This is a genomic window from Streptomyces sp. NBC_01546 (assembly GCF_045208355.1).
GTDB lineage: Bacteria > Actinomycetota > Actinomycetes > Streptomycetales > Streptomycetaceae > Streptomyces.
In genome coordinates this window covers 984,196-1,003,364 of the sequence record NZ_CP109379.1, presented here as the reverse complement: position 1 = coordinate 1,003,364, position 19,169 = coordinate 984,196, and the positions used below count along the sequence as shown (strand labels likewise).

Annotated in this window: 19 protein-coding genes; 12 read left to right on the top strand and 7 right to left on the bottom strand. The window is 73.1% G+C overall.

Translation table 11 applies throughout. The features are described from left to right. Nucleotides 1-21: 21 nt before the first annotated feature. Nucleotides 22-798, bottom strand: a complete 777-nt coding sequence (locus OHA89_RS05020) for a LysR substrate-binding domain-containing protein (RefSeq protein ID WP_266613118.1) — start codon at nucleotides 796-798, stop codon at nucleotides 22-24. Between the two features lie 58 nt (nucleotides 799-856). On the opposite strand from OHA89_RS05020, the gene OHA89_RS05015 reads away from it, so the two are divergent. Next, nucleotides 857-1,264, top strand: coding sequence for a DUF5997 family protein (locus OHA89_RS05015; protein ID WP_215149122.1), 408 nt, complete (start codon nucleotides 857-859; stop codon nucleotides 1,262-1,264). Between the two features lie 103 nt (nucleotides 1,265-1,367). Here OHA89_RS05015 and OHA89_RS05010 read toward each other — a convergent pair whose 3' ends face one another. Continuing rightward, entirely contained in the window at nucleotides 1,368-1,943 is a 576-nt protein-coding gene (locus tag OHA89_RS05010; RefSeq protein WP_406365403.1) for a YdeI family protein, read from the bottom strand. A gap of 9 nt (nucleotides 1,944-1,952) precedes the next feature. Next, nucleotides 1,953-2,846 (bottom strand): ABC transporter ATP-binding protein, encoded by an 894-nt coding sequence (locus OHA89_RS05005; RefSeq protein WP_266613114.1) that lies wholly within the window; start codon nucleotides 2,844-2,846, stop codon nucleotides 1,953-1,955. A gap of 131 nt (nucleotides 2,847-2,977) precedes the next feature. On the opposite strand from OHA89_RS05005, the gene OHA89_RS05000 reads away from it, so the two are divergent. Continuing rightward, the gene (locus OHA89_RS05000; RefSeq protein ID WP_406365401.1) at nucleotides 2,978-4,183 is read left to right on the top strand and encodes a sensor histidine kinase; all 1,206 of its coding nucleotides are present in this window, start codon (nucleotides 2,978-2,980) and stop codon (nucleotides 4,181-4,183) included. After that, nucleotides 4,180-4,866, top strand: a complete 687-nt coding sequence (locus OHA89_RS04995; RefSeq protein WP_406365399.1) for a response regulator — start codon at nucleotides 4,180-4,182, stop codon at nucleotides 4,864-4,866. The genes OHA89_RS05000 and OHA89_RS04995 overlap by 4 nt, the downstream gene beginning before the upstream one ends. Before the next feature lie 22 nt (nucleotides 4,867-4,888). On the opposite strand, the gene OHA89_RS04990 is transcribed toward OHA89_RS04995, so the two are convergent. Beyond that, a complete protein-coding gene (locus OHA89_RS04990; protein ID WP_215149117.1) occupies nucleotides 4,889-5,341 on the bottom strand; it encodes a DoxX family protein in 453 nt (150 codons plus the stop codon). A gap of 326 nt (nucleotides 5,342-5,667) precedes the next feature. Here OHA89_RS04990 and OHA89_RS04985 point away from each other — a divergent pair, with 326 nt between their 5' ends. The 5 genes from OHA89_RS04985 to OHA89_RS04965 all read left to right on the top strand — a co-directional run bounded on the left by OHA89_RS04985 (nucleotide 5,668) and on the right by OHA89_RS04965 (nucleotide 10,451). After that, on the top strand, nucleotides 5,668-6,546 hold the full coding sequence (locus OHA89_RS04985; protein WP_406365398.1) for a tellurite resistance/C4-dicarboxylate transporter family protein: 879 nt from the start codon (nucleotides 5,668-5,670) through the stop codon (nucleotides 6,544-6,546). A gap of 70 nt (nucleotides 6,547-6,616) precedes the next feature. Continuing rightward, on the top strand, nucleotides 6,617-7,066 hold the full coding sequence (locus tag OHA89_RS04980) for a VOC family protein (RefSeq protein ID WP_266613107.1): 450 nt from the start codon (nucleotides 6,617-6,619) through the stop codon (nucleotides 7,064-7,066). Next, entirely contained in the window at nucleotides 7,063-7,749 is a 687-nt protein-coding gene (locus OHA89_RS04975; RefSeq protein WP_406365397.1) for an epimerase, read from the top strand. The genes OHA89_RS04980 and OHA89_RS04975 overlap by 4 nt, the downstream gene beginning before the upstream one ends. 57 nt (nucleotides 7,750-7,806) lie before the next feature. Beyond that, nucleotides 7,807-10,080, top strand: coding sequence for an AAA family ATPase (locus OHA89_RS04970; protein ID WP_406365396.1), 2,274 nt, complete (start codon nucleotides 7,807-7,809; stop codon nucleotides 10,078-10,080). An 8-nt stretch (nucleotides 10,081-10,088) separates the two neighbouring features. Next, the gene (locus tag OHA89_RS04965; protein WP_257552949.1) at nucleotides 10,089-10,451 is read left to right on the top strand and encodes an NTP pyrophosphohydrolase; all 363 of its coding nucleotides are present in this window, start codon (nucleotides 10,089-10,091) and stop codon (nucleotides 10,449-10,451) included. 15 nt (nucleotides 10,452-10,466) lie between these two features. Here the strand turns inward: OHA89_RS04965 and OHA89_RS04960 are convergent, their stop codons facing one another. Then, nucleotides 10,467-10,961, bottom strand: a complete 495-nt coding sequence (locus OHA89_RS04960; protein ID WP_266613102.1) for an SH3 domain-containing protein — start codon at nucleotides 10,959-10,961, stop codon at nucleotides 10,467-10,469. Nucleotides 10,962-11,398: 437 nt separating this feature from the next. Here OHA89_RS04960 and OHA89_RS04955 point away from each other — a divergent pair, with 437 nt between their 5' ends. From OHA89_RS04955 to OHA89_RS04940, 4 genes are all read left to right on the top strand, one after another. Then, nucleotides 11,399-12,625 carry a sensor histidine kinase gene (locus OHA89_RS04955; RefSeq protein ID WP_266613100.1) on the top strand — a complete coding sequence of 409 codons (1,227 nt, stop codon included), beginning with the start codon at nucleotides 11,399-11,401 and terminating at the stop codon, nucleotides 12,623-12,625. Beyond that, nucleotides 12,600-13,292 carry a response regulator gene (locus tag OHA89_RS04950; protein WP_406365393.1) on the top strand — a complete coding sequence of 231 codons (693 nt, stop codon included), beginning with the start codon at nucleotides 12,600-12,602 and terminating at the stop codon, nucleotides 13,290-13,292. Before OHA89_RS04955 ends, OHA89_RS04950 begins: the two co-directional genes overlap by 26 nt. Nucleotides 13,293-13,344: 52 nt before the next feature. Next, nucleotides 13,345-13,719 carry a YbjQ family protein gene (locus OHA89_RS04945; RefSeq protein WP_215149110.1) on the top strand — a complete coding sequence of 125 codons (375 nt, stop codon included), beginning with the start codon at nucleotides 13,345-13,347 and terminating at the stop codon, nucleotides 13,717-13,719. Nucleotides 13,720-13,862: 143 nt separating this feature from the next. Then, nucleotides 13,863-17,303 carry an endo-alpha-N-acetylgalactosaminidase family protein gene (locus tag OHA89_RS04940; protein ID WP_406365391.1) on the top strand — a complete coding sequence of 1,147 codons (3,441 nt, stop codon included), beginning with the start codon at nucleotides 13,863-13,865 and terminating at the stop codon, nucleotides 17,301-17,303. On the opposite strand, the gene OHA89_RS04935 is transcribed toward OHA89_RS04940, so the two are convergent. Next, nucleotides 17,281-18,171: an AraC family transcriptional regulator gene (locus OHA89_RS04935; RefSeq protein ID WP_257552945.1), complete on the bottom strand. Its 891-nt coding sequence runs from the start codon at nucleotides 18,169-18,171 to the stop codon at nucleotides 17,281-17,283. The genes OHA89_RS04940 and OHA89_RS04935 overlap by 23 nt on opposite strands. A gap of 32 nt (nucleotides 18,172-18,203) precedes the next feature. After that, entirely contained in the window at nucleotides 18,204-19,154 is a 951-nt protein-coding gene (locus tag OHA89_RS04930; protein ID WP_266613094.1) for an EamA family transporter, read from the bottom strand. Between the last annotated feature and the right edge of the window lie 15 nt (nucleotides 19,155-19,169).

The window sequence follows — 19,169 nt, the reverse complement described above, 5'->3', positions numbered from 1 at the left end:
TCCCTGAGCGGGCCGGTCCGGTTACGAGCGGCGGCGGGGCTTGCCGCCCTTGCCGCCCTTGGGGTTGCGGGCGGCCGGCTTTCCGGATGCGGGCTTGCGCGGCGTGCCGCCGCCGCCCGTGTCCGGACGCTTTGCCTTCGCCTTTGCCTTCGCCTTGGCGGTGGCCTTCGGCTGCGGGGCGGCGGCCGGGCGGCCCCGGGTGCTGTTCACGGTCCGCCCGCGGACGATCCCGATGAACTGCTCCACCAGGTCGGTGGTCTCCTCCTGCGGCCACGACAGCGCCACGCGCGACTCGGGGGCGTCCGTGACGGGCCGGTAGGTGAGGTCCTTGCGGTGGTGCAGGCGCGCGAGCGACTGCGGGACGACGAGTACGCCCACCCCCGCCGCCACCAGCTCGATGGCGTCCGCGGTCGTCGCGGGACGCTCGATCGCGGGCCGACCCGGCAGTTGCTCCCAGCCGAGGGTGTCGTCGAGGGGATGCAGCACGATCTCCTCGGCCAGATCCGTCGTGGAGACCTCCTCGACCGCCGCCACCAGGTGGTCCTTGGGGATCACGACGACCGTGGTCTCGGTGTAGAGCGGGATCGCGCTGAGGTCGTCCCGGTCCACGGGGAGCCGTACGAAACCGGCGTCGGCATCGCCGTCGCGCAGCACGCCGAACGCCTCGGTGGGGGACACCGCGACCAGGGTCAGCGGGACGTCGGGCAGTCGCTCATTCCAGATCCGGATCCACTTGGTGGGTGTCACCCCGGGGACGTAAGCGAGCCGGAACGAATGGGGTACTTCCGAGCCTGTCACCCCGCCAGGTTACCGGTCGTGGTCGGAGGTAGCGCACACGCTCGATACTCTTGACACCATGACGTCGCACCAGAGCACCCAGACGATGAAGCCCGCGACCGCGGCAAAGAAGCTGGGTGTGTACCTCGAGGCCACCCCCGCTGAGTTCCAGGAGGGTGTCGTCTCGCGCACCGAGCTGAACGCCCTCCAGTCCGACCCGCCCGCGTGGCTGGTGGAACTGCGGCGCAACGGTCCGCACCCCCGCCCCGTGGTCGCGGCGAAGCTCGGTGTCTCCATCGCCGGTCTCGCCCGCGGCGGGGTCACCGAGGCGCTCACCACCGAGCAGATCGAGGCACTGAAGCAGGAAGCTCCCGACTGGCTCGAGCGCGAGCGCGCCACCCAGGCCGAGGTCCGCAAGGAAGCGGTCCGGATCAAGGAGATGCAGGCAGAGAAGGCCGAGAAGGCAGCGAAGAACGCCGGTTCCTGACCCGCGTCCCGCTCCTGGTCATCGGGCCCGGATCCCCTTTCGGGGAGCCGGGCCCGATGCCTTCCACGCGCTCCTACGCGCTCCCACGCCCTCGTACGGACTCCTACGCCCGCTCGCCCGTCGCCAGCATGTGCACCGCGCGGTCGAGCCGGACCTGCCTCGTCCCCGGGCTGAGTGCCTGGAGCAGCGGCAGCGCCACCAGGTAGCGGCCGGTCCTGTCGAGGGCCTCGAACGCGTCGCGGGCCGCCGGGTTCGCCTCGAGCGCCGCCGCGAGGTCGGGCGGGACCGCCGCCGTCTTCTGCGACTCGTAGGCCCCCGCCCACCGTCCGTCGGACTGCGCCCTGCGCACCTCGGCCAGTCCCGGTTCGCGCATCCGCCCCGTGGCGGTCAGCATCGCGACCTTGTCCACGTTCACCTGCGACCACAGGCTCCGGGGCCGGCGCGGCACGTACCTCTGCAGGTAGTGCGTCGCGTCGAGGGCCCGGCGCTGCCCGGAGATCCAGCCGTAGCACAGACCGGTGTCGACGAGCTCGTCATCGCTCACCGACGGGATGCCGGACTTCTTCTTCGCCACTTTGATCCACACGCCCTCGTGGCGGGTGTGGTGTTCGGCCAGCCAGCCCTCGAACGCCTCGGCGTCCGGGAAGGCGATGATCTCCACTCCGTCGAACTCGTCCATGAGCCCACGCTATAGGCCGCCGGTGAGCTCCTGCAGGGCTTCCTCCGGCGAGGGCGGCCGGGTGTCCAGTTCGAGGATCACGATCCGGTGCTCGATGGCGAGCGCGCCGACGCGTTCCGCCGTCGTACCGGTCACGGCGAGCTGCTCGCGGCCTGCCGGGCCCGACCGTACGACCGTCGCGCCCTCGCCGGTCAGCACGGCGGCCAGCTCGGCGCCGCTCGGCGTACGCACCACGACCCGGCTCGTGGCGTGCCGGGCGGCGAACTCCGCCGCGGACAGGGTGGTGACCAGCCGGCCCCGGCCGAGGACGACCAGCCGGTCGGCGGTCCCCGCGATCTCGGCCGCCCGCTCACCGGTGATCACGACCGTCCGGCCCTCGGCGGCCCATGCCCGGAGCAGCCGGCGCGCCCACCGCAGGCCCTCGGCGTCCAGACCGGCCAGGGGTTCGTCGAGGAGCAGCACCGGGGGATCCCCGAGCAGGGCGGCGGCGATGCGCAGCCGCTGCCGCATGGCCGGGGAGTACGTTCCCACGCGCCGCCGCGGCTCCCGCGCCAGGCCCGTCTCCGCCAGCACCTCGGCGACCCGCCCCGACCCGGTTCCGTGGCGGCGGGCCAATGCCTTCAGCAGCGCGGCGGCCGTGCTCCGGCCGGGCAGGGCGGCCTGCTCCGGCAGGGTCCCGACCTGGTGCGGGCTGCGCGGGCGGCCCCGCAGCGGGACGCCGCCCACGGCAGCGGTGCCCGCCGTGGGGGAGTCCAGCCCGAGGATCAGCCGCAGCGCGCTGGTCTTGCCCGCCCCGGCCGGTCCGAGGAGCGCCGTGACGGTGCCGGGCCCGGCCGTGAAGGACAGCCGGTCGACGGCGGCCGTGGCGCCGTGCACTTTGGTGAGTTCCCTGACCTCGATCACGCGCCCAGCCTGCCGGGACGGGCCGCCGGCGCGCATCGGACGGGCGGTGGCAATGCCACGGGCGCACCGTCCCGGGGGTGTACATCCGGGGGCCGATGCACGGGCCCGGGTCCGCTGGTTACGGTCACGGCATGGACGATTCAACGAACGCCGCGACCATCCCCATGCCGAAACGCGGGGCGGGCCTCAGGACTTGGGGCGGGGCTGCGCTCCACCTCCTCGTCGTGGGCCTGCTCATCGGCGGGGTGCCCGACGCCGCCGGCCCGCTCCTGGGGGCGGTGCTGCTGCTCGCGCTGACCCCGCTCGCCGGACTGCTGCGCCGCCGGCCCATGGTGGCACTGGTACTGACCCTCCTCGCGGGCGCGCTCGTCGCGGGGGCGGCCAGGGACCACACCCCGGGCCGGCTCCTGGGTTTCCTGGCGTCGGACCTCGTCGTCGGCGTCATCGTCGCCACCCGCCCGCGCCGCGCCGGGATCATCGCCGTCGTCCTGGTGCTGGTCGTGGAATGCCCGGCCATCGCGCTGCTGACGAGCGGGCCCTATGACCTGATGAGCACGAGCCTGATCGCCTTCCTGTCGCTGGGCGCCGTCTACCTGACCGGCCTCGTCATCCGCGAACGCCGGGAGCACACGGTCGACCTGCGCAGCAAGGAGGTGTCCGAGGCCGTGACCGCCGAACGGCTGCGCATCGCCCGTGAGTTGCACGACATGGTCGCCCACAGCATCGGCGTGATCGCCATCCAGGCGGGGGTGGGCAGCCGGGTCATCGAGACCCAGCCGGCCGAGGCCCGCGCCGCCCTGCGGGCCATCGAGGCCACCAGTCGCGAGACCCTGTCGGGCCTGCGCCGCACCCTGGTCGCCCTGCGCCAGGCCCAGCCCGACGCGGGCGACGGGCAGGCGCCGCTCGGCCCGGCCCCCGGCCTCGCGGACCTCGACGCACTGGTGCGGACCACGGCCGACGCCGGAGTGCGCGTCGAGATACGCCGGGAGGGTGCGGAGCGTCAACTGCCCCCGGACATCGACCTGTCGGCGTACCGGATCGTGCAGGAGGCGCTGACCAACGTGGTCCGTCACGCCGGCACAGGGCACTGCCGGGTGACCATCGGCCACGGGGCCGAGGAGCTGACCCTGGAGGTCGTCGACGAGGGACGCGGCACCCCGGGCGGCGCCGGGCGGGCCGGATTCGAGCGGTCCGGATTCGGCATCACCGGGATGCGCGAGCGGGTCGGCCTGCTGCAGGGCCGGTTCAGCGCCGGGCCGCGCCCCGGCGGCGGCTTCCGGGTCGAGGCGGCCCTCCCGCTGCCCGTCACCGCGGCCGCGGCGGAGGAGCTCCGATGACCGGCGCACCCGTGGCAGGGGCTGTCCGCGTCCTGCTCGTGGACGACCAGCCGCTGGTCCGGTCCGGCCTGCGCGTGCTCATCGCCGACACCACCGACCTGGAAGTCGTCGGCGAGGCCGGGACGGGCGCCGAGGCGGTCCGCCTCGCCGGCGAACTGGGCCCGGACGTCGTGGTGATGGACATCCGGATGCCCGGCATGGACGGGATCGAGGCCACCCGGCTGATCACCGCGGACAGCGAGGCGGTCCGCGTCCTGGTCCTCACCACCTTCGACGAGGACGACCACGTCTACGGGGCGCTGCGCGCCGGTGCGAGCGGATTCGCCGTCAAGGACATGGCCCTGGAGGACATCCTCGCGGCGATCCGGGTGGTCGCCGCCGGAGACGCCCTCATCGCGCCGGGGGTGACGCGCCGCCTGATCGCGGACATCGTCCGGGGCCCCCGTCCCGCGCCGGCGGCAGGGGGCCCGCGGCCGGTCGAGGGCATCACCGAGCGCGAACGCGAGGTGCTCACCCTGGTGGGGCGGGGCCGGTCGAACGCGGAGATCGCCGAGGAGCTGTTCATCTCGGCGGCCACGGCCAAGTCGCACGTGGCGCGCCTGTTCAGCAAACTCGGAGCCCGGGACCGGGTCCATCTCGTGATCACGGCCTACGAGATGGGCCTGGTCACGGCACCGCGCTGAGTATCGGCCGGGAAACGATTCCTCAGGCGGCCACGGCCTCCGGGCTGCGCTCGCCCCGGCTGCGGCCTCCTGAGGTCCGGGAGGCGAACAGCCCGTCCAGCGCGAGCGCGCCCGGGCCGGTGAACACCAGCAGCAGGAAGGCCCAGCAGAACATCGCGGAGGGCTCGCCGCCGTTCTGCAACGGCCACAGGGCCTGGGACTGGTGGACGCTGAAGTACGCGTACGCCATCGAGCCGGAGGCGACGAGGGCTGCGGCCCTGGTGCCGAGGCCGAGGAGGACCAGGACGCCGGCGACCAGCTGGATGACGGCGGCGTACCAGCCGGGCCAGGCGCCGACGGGGACCGTGCCGCCGCCGTGGGCGCCGCCGAGGACGCCGAAGAGGGAGGCGGCGCCGTGCGAGGCGAACAGCAGTCCCGTGACGATCCGGAACAGGGCGACGGCGTACGGCTGGTTTCTGTCGAGAAGGGGGGTCATGTGGGGGCTCCTTCGGTGGGGACGGGTCCCGAAGTGGTGGCCGGTGTGGTGCGCGGGAATGGGGGACGCGCACTCGGGCGAGCCAAAGGTTAGGTAGGCCTAACCACTCTGGCAAGATCGAGTTCCGGCCACCGGACGAGCGGTGGCGACGCTACCCCGCCCCCCGGGGACGACACCGGCGGCGCGCGGAGGCGGCCCGGCGGAGCCCCCGTCCGCTGGCGGGCAGCGGAGCGCTGGGGTCCGCTGGAGGCGTGAGCCCTCCTTCGAGCCCTCCTTCTGGTCGCGCCTGGTGGACCGGCCTCCCGCCGGCGGCGGGAGCCGCCGTCATGGCCGCCGGCATCCTCTCCGTCGGCCTGCACCTGACCGGGTACGAGGTGCTCTCGCTGATCGCGCTGGCCCTCTCCGGGGCGCTGTGGCTGGTTCTCGCCGCCGACTTCACGGCCCGGCTGCTGGGGGACCGCGGGAGGTTCCGGGCCGAGGCCGACACCCCGGCCGCGCTCACCGCCGTCGCCGCCACCACCGTGCTCGGAACCCGGCTCTCGCAACTCGGCTGGCAGAGCGTGGCCGCCGCGCTGCTGGCGCTGGCCGCAGTGCTCTGGCCCGGGCTGTTGCTCGGCGTCGTACGGCACTGGCGGCGGCGCATGCCGGGGGCGGCGTTCCTCGTCTGCGTCGCCACCGAGGGGCTCGCCGTGCTCGCGGCCACCCTCGCCGCCGCCGGCTACCCCGACTGGCTGGCCTGGGCGGCACTGGCCGCCTTCTGCCTCGGGCTGCTGCTCTACGTGGCGGCCCTGGTCCGCTTCGACCTCCGCGAGGTCATCGGCGGCGCGGGCGACCACTGGGTGGCGGGCGGCGCGCTGTCCATCTGCGCCCTGGCCGGCGCCAAGCTCACGGCGTCACCCGTATGGACCGGTGCGGCGCACACGGCCCTGCGGACCGCCACGCTGATCGTGCTCACCCTGTCCCTCGTCTGGTACGCCGTCCTCCTCGGCGCCGAACTGCGCCACCCCCGGCCGCACTACGACATCCGGCGCTGGGCCACCGTCTTCCCGCTCGGCATGACGGCCACCGCCTGCCTCTCCGCGGCGGACCCGACCGGACTGCCGTGGCTGCGCCCGCTGGGCGAAGTCCTGCTCTGGATCGCCGTCGCCGCCTGGCTGCTGACCTTCGTCACGTTCCTCACCGCCCACCTGACCTCCCGGCCATGACCCCCCGTACCCCCTGCCCCGCCCGCCGGCTCCTGTGGCGGCCGCGGTGTCCGCTCAGTAGGGTCCCGGCATGGCCTACACGTTCCAGGTGACCATCGACTCCGCCGACCCGCACCCGCTCGCGGACTGGTGGGCCGACGCCCTCGGCTGGGAAGTGGAGCCGAGCGACGAGGCATTCATCCGCGGCCTGATCGCCGCGGGCCACGCGAGCGAGGACGACACCACCACCCACCGCGGCACCCTCGTGTGGAAGCTGGGTGCCGCGATCCGCCACCCCGAGGGCCTGGAGCGCGCCCCCCGGATCCTCTTCCAGCTCGTCCCCGAGCCCAAGACCGTCAAGAACCGCGTCCACCTGGACGTCCGCATCGGCTCCGACGACCCGAAGAGCGTGGTCGAGCGGCTGCTCGCCAAGGGCGCGACCTTCCTCCACGACGGCCGGGTGGGCCCCTCGGCATGGACCACCCTCGCCGACCCGCAAGGCAACGAGCTCTGCATCACCCACGAAGCGGACTTCGCGTGAAGGTCATCCTCTTCGGCGCGACCGGAATGATCGGCCGGGGCGTGCTGCGCGAATGCCTGCGCGACGACACCGTCACCAGCGTCCTCGCCATCGGCCGCACCCCCCTCGGCGTCACCCACCCCAAACTGCGCGAACGCGTCCAGGAAGACCCGTCCGACCTCTCCGCCCCCGACCTCGACCTGGCCGCCTATGACGCCTGCTTCTTCTGCCTCGGCGTCTCCTCCGTCGGGATGAAGGAGGAGGAGTACCGGCGCATCACCCACGACCTCACCCTCGCGGTGGCCCGCACCCTCGCCGCCGCCAACCCCCGCCTGACCTTCGTCTACGTGTCCGGCGTGGGCACGGACAGCACCGGGCAGGGCCGGTCCATGTGGGCCCGGGTCAAGGGGCAGACCGAGAACGACCTGCTCGAACTGCCCTTCCAGGCCTACATGTTCCGCCCGGGCATCGTCCAGCCGGTGCGCGGCGTGCCCTCCAAGGCCCGGCTCAACCGCATCCTCTACGCGGTCACCACACCCCTGATCCCGCTGGTACGCCGGATCGCGCCGGACCTCGTCATCCCCTCCGAGGCGATGGGCCGCGCCATGATCGCCGTCGCCTCACCCGGCACCGAGGTCGCCGGCCGCACCCTGCGCCCGAAAGACATCAACCGGCTGGGCGGTGCCGCGACCAGGCATAATTGACTACCGGGCAGACCCTCCCGCAGGCGAGAATCAGCCATCTCAAACCGGGAGGAACCCATGAGCCAGGACCGCCTGACTCTCCATGACCTGCTGCCCGCACAGGCACTGGCGGACTCGATCGACGCCGGGTACGTGACCCGCAAGTCGCACCCCGAACTGCCGCTGTCCATCTACACGTACACGCGGACGGCCCAGTACGAGCGCGTCTGGAACCAGGTCACCACGCGCTGCCGCGGACTCGTCGCCGACGACACCACCGGCGCGATCGTCGCCCTGCCGCTGCCGAAGTTCTTCAACGTCGGCGAGCACGAGTCGGGTCAGCCCTACGCGCCCGCCCTGCCGGACGAGCCGTTCGAGGTGTACGACAAGGTCGACGGCAGCCTCGCCGTGGTCTTCCACTACGCGGACCGCTGGCGGGTCGCCTCCAAGGGTTCCTTCATCAGCGCCCAGGCCACCTGGGCCCAGCGCCTCCTCGACACCAGGGACACCGCGGCGCTGCGCCCCGGCACCACCTACCTCGCCGAGATCCTGTACCCCCAGAACCGCATCGTCGTCGACTACGGCAACCGCCGCGACCTCGTCCTCCTCGCCGCGTTCGGAGCGGACGGCACCGAGGTCCCGCTCGCCGAGGCCGCGCCCCACTGGCAGGGGATCGGCTCCGTCGTCACCGTCTGGCCCGCCATGCCCCTCGACGAGCTGATCGCGCTGACCGAGTCCAACACCCTGCCCGGCGGCGCCGCGGCGAACGGCACCGACGCGGAGGGCTTCGTGCTGCGCTTCGCCTCGGGCGTGCGCGCCAAGGCCAAGCTGTCCGAGTACGTACGGCTCCACAAGGTGCTCACCGGTGTCAACGAGCGGGACATCTGGCGCGGCCACGGCATCCAGCGGTTCGCCGGCCTGCCCGCCAAGCAGCTCGCCCAGGGTCTGAACTGCACGGTCGCCGACATCGAGGCGTCGGGCGGCAAGCCGCTCGACGCGCTGCTGGAGCAAGTGCCCGACGAGTTCGACACCTGGGTGCGCGAGGTGATCGACCGCCTGGAGGGCGAGGCCGCGCGCCACGAGCAGGCCATCGACGAGGCCTACGCCGGACTCGTGCACCTGGCCGGCGACCGGGGCGCCTTCGCCCGCGCGGTCAGGGAACTGGAGGACCGGGAGATCCGCCCCGCGATGTTCATGCGGCTCGACGGCCGCCCGACCGAGCTCACCACCTGGCGCCACGTGCGGCCCGAGACCGGCGACCCCTACACCACCGACGAGGAGGACCAGGCAGTGTCCGAAGCCGCGCCCGAAGCGGTGCGAGCACCCGTACCCAAGGCCGCGCCCCAGGCCGCGCCGCGCGTTCCCGGTCCGGCCCCGGCCGCGGCCCGTCCGGAGGACCGCGCCCCGCAGGAGCCCGCGCTGCCCGTCGTGCACGTCATGACGGGTCTGCCGGCCTCCGGCAAGACGACCGCGGCCCGCGCCCTCCAGGCGCGCTCCGGCGGCCGGATGCGCCGCGTCAACCTGGACGACCTGCGGCGCATGCTTGACCTGCCGGACCCCGAGCGGGGCCGGTCCTACGCGCACGAGCAGACCGTGCTGGCCGTCCAGGACGCGGCGGTCCGCGCGGCCGTCGACGGCGGTTTCGACGTGGTCGTCGACAACACCCACCTGACCAAGCACATCCCGAAGCGCCTCAAGGCGGCGGTCGGCGGACTCGCCACGTTCGTCGTGCACGACTTCACCGACGTCCCGCTGGAGGAGTGCCTGCGCCGGGATGCCGCCCGGGAGGACCAGGTCGGCGAGGAGATCATCCGGATCCTGGCCGACAAGCACCAGAAGGCCCGCAAGGGCGGCTGGCGGCTGACGGCGGAGTGGCTGAACGGCACCTCTGGCGAGACTGCCGTGCCGCCGGTGCGGGAGTACGTGGCCGACCCGGCCCTGCCCGCCGCGGTGATGTGCGACATCGACGGGACGCTCGCGCTGATCGGCGACCGGGGCCCGTACGACTTCTCGCGCTGCGAGCTCGACCGGCTCAACGAGCCGGTCCGCCACGCCCTGGACGCCTTCCGGCGGGCGGACGGCGACGTGATTGTGCTGCTGTCGGGGCGGAGCGAGGAGCACCGCCCGCAGACCGAGTCCTGGCTGGCGCGGCACAGGGTCCCGTACGACGAGCTGTGGATGCGCGCGGCCGGAGACACGCGCCGCGACGACGTGGTGAAGGCGGAGCTCTTCGACGCGCACGTACGGCACCGGTACGCGGTACGGGTCTCGCTCGACGACCGGGACCGGGTGGTCGCGGTCTGGCGCCGGATGGGCCTGCCCACCTGGCAGGTCAACTACGGCGACTTCTAAGGGGTGTCTTGGCCGCTTCGACGGGGACCGTGCTGATCGTGGACGGCGCCAACGTCGTCGGCTCGGTACCGGACGGCTGGTGGCGGGACCGGCGGGGCGCGGCCGAGCGGCTGCGCGACCGGCTGGCGGCACGGGGCGGGGACGAGGAGATCATCCTCGTCGTCGAAGGTGCCGCCCGGGGCGTCGAATCCGTTCCCGGCGTACGGGTGGACCCGGCGCCCGGGAGCGGTGACGACCGGATCGTGGAGCTGGCCGCGGCCCATGCGGACCGCGGCTGCGTGGTGGTCACGGCCGACCGCGAACTGCGCGAGCGGGTCCGGGCGTACGGGGCGCGTTGCGTGGGGCCGCGCGCCGTACGCCCGGACCGCTGACCGGCCCGCCGGGGGTCAGTGGCAGTAGCGCACCGTCGTGAGGTTCTTGACGTAGCGGGCCGAGACCCAGCGCTTGCCGTCGTAGGCCTTGTCGTCGCTCCCACCGCTGCCGCCCGTGCCGGCGTTCGGGTTACCGCTGCCCGGCCAGGTGCCGTTCTCGTTGTTGCCGTTCTCCTCGGAACCGTTCTCCTCGGAGCCGTTCTCGTCGGCCAGGCGGTACCAGATGGGGTTGCCGTCGACCGACTCACCGTACTTCTTGCACTTGATCTCGACCTTGCGGTCCGGGTACACGTAGCCGACGGCCCGCGAGTGGGTGCTCGGCTTGCTGCGGACCTTCAGCTTGCCCTTCGAGACGACCTTGCCGTACGCGTACCGGGCCTGGGCCGCCATCTGCTGCGACGCGGCGCCGGCCATCGGCTCCTCGTCCGCGACCGCGGCCCCGGCCCCGACCAGGCCGAGCACCAGGCTTCCGGCGGCGAGAGCGAGGATGGTCCTGGTGGGCTTCAGCATGAGCCGGCTCCTCTACGAAGACATCCGCCCGGCCGCGGCGCGCGGCGCGGGGCGGCGACCTGGCGGTCGCCAGGGACGACTATGGCGACGGCAGCGCCGTTCACGTGGGTGGCTCACCGCACTGTAGCCCGATATGCCCAATATGCACCCCTGTCGGACGGGGCGTCAGCCTCCACGCCCGGGCCCGTTGCCGGTCTCCACCGCCTGGCTCGCCCGACCCGGAGCGACGCCGGCGCGCGAGCGGGGCCGTGCCCGCCCCCGAACGGGCACGGCCGCGCGACGAGGGCCCCGGGGGGAGAGGCCGTGCCGGCCGGTGAACCGGCCCTGGAGAATCTACGGGCGGCCGCTCACGGGCCGCGCCCATCCACGGGTTGAAACCGGCCTACCCCCTCGGGTGGCGACCCTGTACAACCAGGGGTGTACACGAGGGGGTTGACGTGCAGTTGTCCGCACATCCGGCAGTGGTCCGGATCCGCGCCGTACTTCCGGCCGTCGGCGAGATCGTATGGGCCGCCGGTTCGATGTGGATGTCGTCCACGCTGCTCCACAACTGGCCCGACCCCCACGACTACTGGCGCGACACCGACGCGCTCGCCTACGCCCTGCTCGCCGTGATCTACCTGCCGCTCGTGCTGCGCCGCCGCCACCCCGTGGCGATCCTGGTGAACACCGGGCTCTGGGCCGGCGTCTACTTCACCCTCGGCTACTACCACGTGGTCGCCGCGTGCGGGCTGGCCACCGCCCTCTACACCGTGGCCTCCCTGTGCCCCCGCAGGGTTTCGGCCAAGGCCGCGGCCGGGGCGCTCGCCGTGCTCCTGTGGGGCACCCGGCTCGCCGAGCCGGGCGTCGTACCGATGAGCATGGCCTTCGTCACCGTCGCCACCGTCGTCTGCTGGGTCGCCGGGGACGGCTCCCGCCGGCTGCGCGAGCTCACCCGCCAACTCCGGCTGGAGCAGGAGAAGAAGGCCCGCCGGGCCGTCGTGGAGGAACGCATCAGGATCGCCCGCGAGCTGCACGACGTGATCGCGCACCACGTCTCGGTGATCTCCGTCCAGAACGGGCTCGCCTCCTACGTGCTCTCCTCAGACCTCCCGACCGCCCGCAAGGCCCTGGACACCGTGGGGGACAGTGCCCGCGAGGCGCTGGCCGAGATGCGACGGATGCTGCTCGTGCTCCGCGAGGAAGGACCGCGGCCCGCTCCGGAGGAGCACGACGGCCGGGTGGCGGGGCTCGGGCGGCTCGACGAGCTGGTCAAACGGGTCGGCGAGGCCGGGGTGCCCGTCCGCGTACGGATCACGGGGACGGCGTACGACCTGCCGCCCGGGATCGACCTGTGCGCGTACCGAGTGGTCCAGGAGGCACTGACGAACGTGATCAAGCATGCCCCGGGGGCGGACACCACCGTCCGGGTCCACTACGGTGCGGACGAGGTCCGCGTGGGCGTCGACGACGACGGCCGGGGGCGCGTACCGGCCCCAATACCGGCCGGTCCGGGAAGAACGGCCGGTCAGGGGTTGATCGGCATGCACGAGCGGGCGACGATCTACCACGGCACGGTGACCGCTGGGCCCGCCCCCGGGGGAGGCTTCGCGGTCAGCCTGCGGATTCCCGTGCCCCGACCGGGAGGGGATGACGCGGATGCCGTCCGTACTCGTCGTCGATGACCAGTTCCTGATCCGGTCCGGACTGACGGCGCTGCTCACCGCCGCGCCCGGCTACGAGGTCGTGGGCGAGGCGGCCGACGGCGAGGAGGCGGTCCGGCTCGCCGCCGAGACCCGGCCCGACGTCGTCCTCATGGACATCCGGATGCCCGGCACGGACGGGATCGCCGCCACCGAGCGGATCCTGGCCGCACGCGGGGACGGCCCGGACAGCCCGGACAGCCCGGACGGTCCGGACGGCGGGCCGAAGGTGCTCGTGCTCACCACCTTCGACTCCGACGAGTACGTCTTCCGTGCCCTGCGGGTCGGCGCGAGCGGGTTCCTCGTCAAGGACACCCCGCCCGACCGGCTGCTCGCCGCCATCGCCACCGTGCACGCGGGCGAGATGCTGTTCAGCCCCCGGGCCCTGCGCGGACTGATCGACACGTACGCCGCCCCGGTCGCCCGCCCCCCGCACCCGGGGCTGGACGCACTGACCCCGCGCGAGCGCGAGGTGCTCGGCCTCGTCGGCGCCGGCCTGCCCAACGCCGAGATCGCCGAGCGCCTCGTCCTGAGCGCCGCCACCGTCAAGACGCACGTGCACCGCTGCATGAGCAAGCTGGGGCTGTCCAGCCGCGCCCAGGCCGTGGTCGTGGCCCACGAGTTCGGCCTCGCCGCCCGAATGCCCTGATCACGGCCGCCTCCGGATGCGGGCGGCGGCGGGCCGGGCAAGAGTGGGTGCCATGGGTATCGAAGACTACGGCGGCGGCCCCGGGGCCGAACAGACGGGCGTTCTCGTCGTGACGACCAACGACGTGCCCGGCTACCGGGTGGAGCGGGTCATCGGGGAGGTCTTCGGGCTCACCGTGCGCTCCCGCCACCTGGGCAGCCAGATCGGCGCGGGCCTGAAGTCGATGATCGGCGGAGAGCTGAAGGGTCTGACCAAGACCCTGGTGCAGACCCGCAACCAGGCCATGGAGCGGCTCATCGAGCAGGCGAAGGCGCGGGGCGGGAACGCCGTCCTGATGATGCGCTTCGACGTGACCGAAGCCGCCGACATCGGGACCGAGGTGTGCGCCTACGGCACCGCCGTCATCCTGGTCCCGGCCTCCACCTGAGTACGTAAGTCCAGGACGGCGCTCCGCTTTGTCCATGGGCCTGCCCGGCCCCGGTCCGCAAGCTGTCAGGTCAGTGAGCGGACCGCTCGGGCCTTCGTGCCGAGCGGTCTTCCGCCAAGGAAGCGCCGACTCCCGGAGGTCCGATGCGAACCCCCCTCTGGCCGGCCGCAGCCGCGGTGGCCGGCCTGGTCGCCACCCTGGTCGTGGCCGCACCCGCCGTACCCGCCGCGGCGGCCGCACCCGTGACGATCACCTCGCCCGAACTGTCCGTCAGCGTGGACAGCAGCTTCCCCCGCGTCATCAGCTACACCCGCCGGGCCACCGGTGACGTCCTGCACGGCAACGAAGACGTGCTGAGCACCGTGCACGTGAACGGGACGAGCTACACCCCCACGGTGACCTCGACCCCCTCCGCCTCGGGCGTGGACTACGCACTCGCCTTCTCCGGAGTGACCGTCAGATCCCGCCTCTCGGTGGCCGGTTCGGTCGTGGAGTTCAAGGTCACCGCGATCGAGGACACCGCCGCGCTGCGCGTACGCAGCTTCGCGATCCCCGACCACAACCTCGTCAGCGTCCGCAGCGATCAGCAGGGCGCCGCCCTGTCCACCGCGACCATGCACACCGCGACCACCGGCACCGGGGACACCTTCACCCCCGTCACCGCGACCACTCCCGTCGACCCCGCCGCGACCACCGTGATGTACGGCCTGGCCAACACCGGCAGACTGGCCGCCGCCATCGACTCCAACTCCCTGTACGACACGCCCTCGGGCGGCACCGCACGGGAGAACGGCCGGATAGCCAAGCGGGTCACCGACAAGGGCTCCTACCGCCGCGCGGGCCTGTGGAGCGGCGCCTGGCTCCACCGGGCCGCCGGCGCCGCGGACACCGACACCGAGCCCCTGCCGTACGTCCGGATCGCCGTCACGGCCGACCGCAACGCGGACTCCACCGTCGACTGGCAGGACGCTGCCGTCGCCTACCGCGACATCTGGACCCCGCCCACCGGCTGGCAGGACACCGCCGACCGCGTCGTGCAGCGGATCCCCTTCAACTTCGCCTCGCAGGCCACCCACCCGTTCGCGCAGACCCTCGACGAGACCAAGCGGGTCAACCTCGCCACCGACGGCCTCGGCCAGTTCGTCCTCCTCAAGGGCTACGCCTCCGAGGGCCACGACTCCGCGCACATGGACTACAAGAACATCGGCTCCAAGCTCGGCGGCGCCGTCGACCTGAACACCCTCACCACCGCAGGCCACGCCTACAACGCCGACTTCGGCGTGCACGTCAACGCCACCGAGGAGTACCCGGTCTCGGCCACCTTCGACCCGGCCCACCAGAGCGGCGGACTCGGCTGGGACTGGCTGGACCAGTCCTACTACGTGGACACGCGCAAGGACGGCCAGTCCGGGCAGCGGCTGAAGCGGCTCCAGGACCTCAAGGCCGCCGCCCCGGGCCTGGACTTCCTGTACGTGGACGTCTGGTACGGCGACGGCTACGTCTCGCGCAAGCTCCAGCGCGAGATCACCGGGATGGGACTCCAGCTGACCACCGAGTTCCCCAACACCCTCACCGAACAGTCCCTCTGGCACCACTGGGCCACCGACGTCGACTACGGCGGCAGCGACCTGAAGGGCATCAACTCCACCATCGCCCGGTTCATCGCCAACCACGCCAAGGACGACTGGATCGCCCGCAGTCCGCTGCTCGGCGGCGCCGAGGTCACCGCGTACGAGGGCTGGCAGGGCAAGAAGGACTTCACCGCCTTCCTGAACACCACCTTCGCCGTCAATCTGCCGACGAAGTACCTCCAGGAATCCCCGATCGTGAAGTGGACCGCCGACGCGGTCACCCTCGCGAACGGCACCACCGTCACCACCGCGGGCAACAAGCGCCAGATCACCACGGCCGGCCGCACCGTCCTGTCCGGGGACGCCTACCTGCTGCCCCGCGACGGAAAGCTCTACCACTGGAACGACAAGGCGGGCTCCACCACCTGGACCCTGCCCGCCGGCTGGAGCGCCCCCAAGCTCTACAAACTGACCGACACCGGCCGCCAGTCGGTCGGCGACCTCACCGTGGGAACGGGCGGCCAGGTCACCATCAACGCCGCCGCCCGCACCGCCTACGTGGTCACCAACGGCGCGGTCCCCGCCCCGGCCGACCCCAAGTGGGGGGAGGGCACCCCGGTCAAGGACCCGTCGTTCCACTCGGGCAATCTGAACGCCTGGACCGTCACCGGGACCGGCGCCGCCGTCACCCGCAACGCCCAGGGCCAGAGCGAGCTCACCTTCGCCCCCGGCACCACCCCCGCCGTCTCCCAGCAGCTGACCGGCCTCGCCCCCGGCACCTACGCCGCCTCCGTCTGGGTCTCCACCCCGGCCGGCCGGGCCACCACCCTCACCGCGACCCCCGCCGGCGGCGGCGCCGCCTCGGTGTACGCCGACTCCTCACCGCTGACGAACAACCTCGGCGGCAGCGAGAAGAACGGCACCAAGATGCAGCGCATGAAGGTGCTCTTCGACGTGCCGTCCGGACAGTCCACCGCCACCCTCAAACTGTCCGCCGCGGCCGGACCGGGCACCGTCTACCTGGACGACGTCCGCGTGGTCCGCTCCGCCCGCACCCCGCTCGCCGGGCACTGGTTCGCCGAGGACTTCGAGAACGTCGACGCGGGCTGGGGCCCCTTCGCCTTCGGCGGCGCGGGCGGCTCGGCCACCGACCCCCGCACCCACATCGCCCAGCGCAACGCCCCCTACACCCAGGCCGGGTGGAGCGGGAAGCTGGTGGACGACGTGATCGGCGGCCAGAACTCCCTCAAGTCGCACGAGGAGCGGACCGGACTGGTCTACCGCACCCTGCCGCAGACCCTGCGGCTGGTCCAGGGCCGCTCCTACAAGGTGACCTTCCGCTACGAGACCGGATTCAGCGGCGACTACCAGTTCATCACCGGATCCGGGGCCACCGAGACCGCCACCGCACTGAACCAGGCCCGTACCCCCACCACCTTCACCAAGACCTTCACCGCCGGGGCCGACGCCTGGGTCGGCGTACGCAAGGTCACCCCCGAGAACTCCCACAACGAGGCCGACCTGATCCTCGACGACCTGACCGTCGACGACCTCGGCCCGGTCGGCGGCGGTGAACTCCTCGTACCGCAGAGCCAGATGAGCGTGAAGGCGGTCGACAGCCAGGAGACCACCGGCGAGAACGGCGGCGCCGCCAACGTCCTGGACGGCGACGGCTCCACCATCTGGCACACCCAGTGGTACGCCGCCACCGCGCCCATGCCGCACGAGATCACCCTCGACCTCGGCGCCTCCTACAACGTCTCCGCCCTCCACTACCTGCCCCGGCAGACGCAGAGCAACGGACGGATCGCCGACTACCAGGTGTTCACCTCCACCGACGGCGTCACCTGGGGGACGGCGGCGGCTTCCGGGGCCTTCGCCGACACGACGTCGCAGCAGGACGTCGCCCTCACGCCGCGCACCGCGCGCTACGTGAAGCTCAAGGCCACGAGGGAGGTGGCGGACAACCCCTGGACCTCGGTCGCGGAACTCACCGTCGGCTACGTGCCGTAGGAGGTGTCCTGCCCGCCGACTGCTGTGCCCGGAACCGCACGGGTGCCATGCCCACCCGGCGGCTGAACAGCCGGCTGAAGTAGGCCGGATCCTCGTAACCGACCCGCCGGGCGACCCCGGCGACCGGCAGGTCGGTGCGGGCGAGCAGTTCCTTCGCCCGGCTCAGCCTGATCCCGAGGAGGTACTCCTTGACCCCCTCCCCGGTACTGCGCCGCACCGCCCAGCGCAGCTGGGGCAGCGGCATCCCGAGCCGGGCGGCGTGCTCGGCCACCGATATCGGCAGCAGGGCGTCCCGCGCCAGGGTGTCCATCACGGCGTCCCCGTGCCGGGACACCTCGGCCCGGGCGTAGCGCAGCGCCACCAGCAGCCCGTGCACGGCGGCCGCGGCCTCGACCTCCAGCAGCGGGCCGCCGCGCCGGGCGGCCCGTACGATCCCGTCGACCACGTGCTGCACCCCGGCCGTCCCGCTCAGCGGCACGAGCGGCCGGTCCGGGGTGACGTAGCCGAGGTCGGTGTACGCCTCCACGCTGCTGCCCGTGAAGTCGACGAAGCACTCGTCCCAGCCGGTCCGCGGATCGGGCCCGTAGTGGTGCTCCACCCCCGGGACCAGCCACAGCAGCGCGGGCGCGGTCACCGGCTGGGGCGGCCGGCCGCCGTGGCTGAACCAGCCCCGGCCGCGGGTGACCACCACGGCGACGTGGTGGTCGAGGAAGCGCGGTCCCACGACCGGCAGTTCGCCCTGCTGCACCCCCACCCCGAGGCAGACCAGGCCGAGTCTGCGGTGGTTGGCGGTGGGGGAGAAGTACCGCATCCAGCTGCTGTACGGGGAACCGCTGTACGGGGGACCGCTGTACGAGGGCGTCGCCATCTGCGGATTGTGATCCACAAGGCCCGGCGCCCTCAAGGGGAAGCGGGCTCGCGGTGCGGGAGCGGCTCGGCCGCGCGGCGTGGCGGCCGGAGTCCCGCCGCCAGCCCGGCGATGACCACCACCAGGCCCAGCCACACCGCCGGCCCCGGGACCCCGCCGCCCGTGAGGACCCCGGTGCCCGCCGCGGCGAGCGGCGCGACCCCGGTCAGCAGTCCGGCCCGGCCGGAGCCCACGGCGGCCACCGTGCGGTACCAGAGCAGGAACGCCACCGCCGTCACCAGGACGGCGAGGTACGCGGCGGCCGCCCACTGGGCCGCGCCGAGTTCCAGCAGGTCGGCGGGGTGCTCGAGACACATCGCGAGGCCCGCCAGCATCACCGCACCCATCCACACCGCGTGCACGGACACCCCCCACGGGCCGTGCCTGCGCAGCACCGGCACGGCGAGCAGGGTGAACCCGGCCTCGCAGGCCAGCGCGAGCGCCGCCCAGGCCACCCCGGCGGCGTCGGTCCGGCCCGTCCCCTCCACGAGCACGGCCCCGGCCACCACGACGGGCGCCGCCATCAGCACCTGGCGGCTGGGCCGCCTGCCCTCCAGGAACGGGCCGATCAGCCCCAGCAGAATCGGTACGGAGGCCACCGCGACGGCGATGACGGCCGGTTCGGCATGCGCGACCCCGCGTACGACGGCCACGTTGAACAGCACCAGCCCGGTCGCCGCGACCCCGGCCAGCCACAGCCACTCGCGGCCGCGAGGCCGCAGGACGGGCACCCGGGCGGCCCGGGCGAGGGCGAGCAGCAGCAGTGCGGCGGCCGCGTACCGGACGGCCTGGACGGCGAACAGCGGGGCGTCGACGAGGGAGCGGGAGACGGTGACGCTGCTGCCCACCAGCGCCATCCCGGCGATGCCGGGTGCCAGGTCCCGGAAGGCGAGGGACGGGGTCTGCGCGGCCTTCGCGCCCTTCATGGCTTTCATGCTCTTCATGTCGTCCACCCTCGC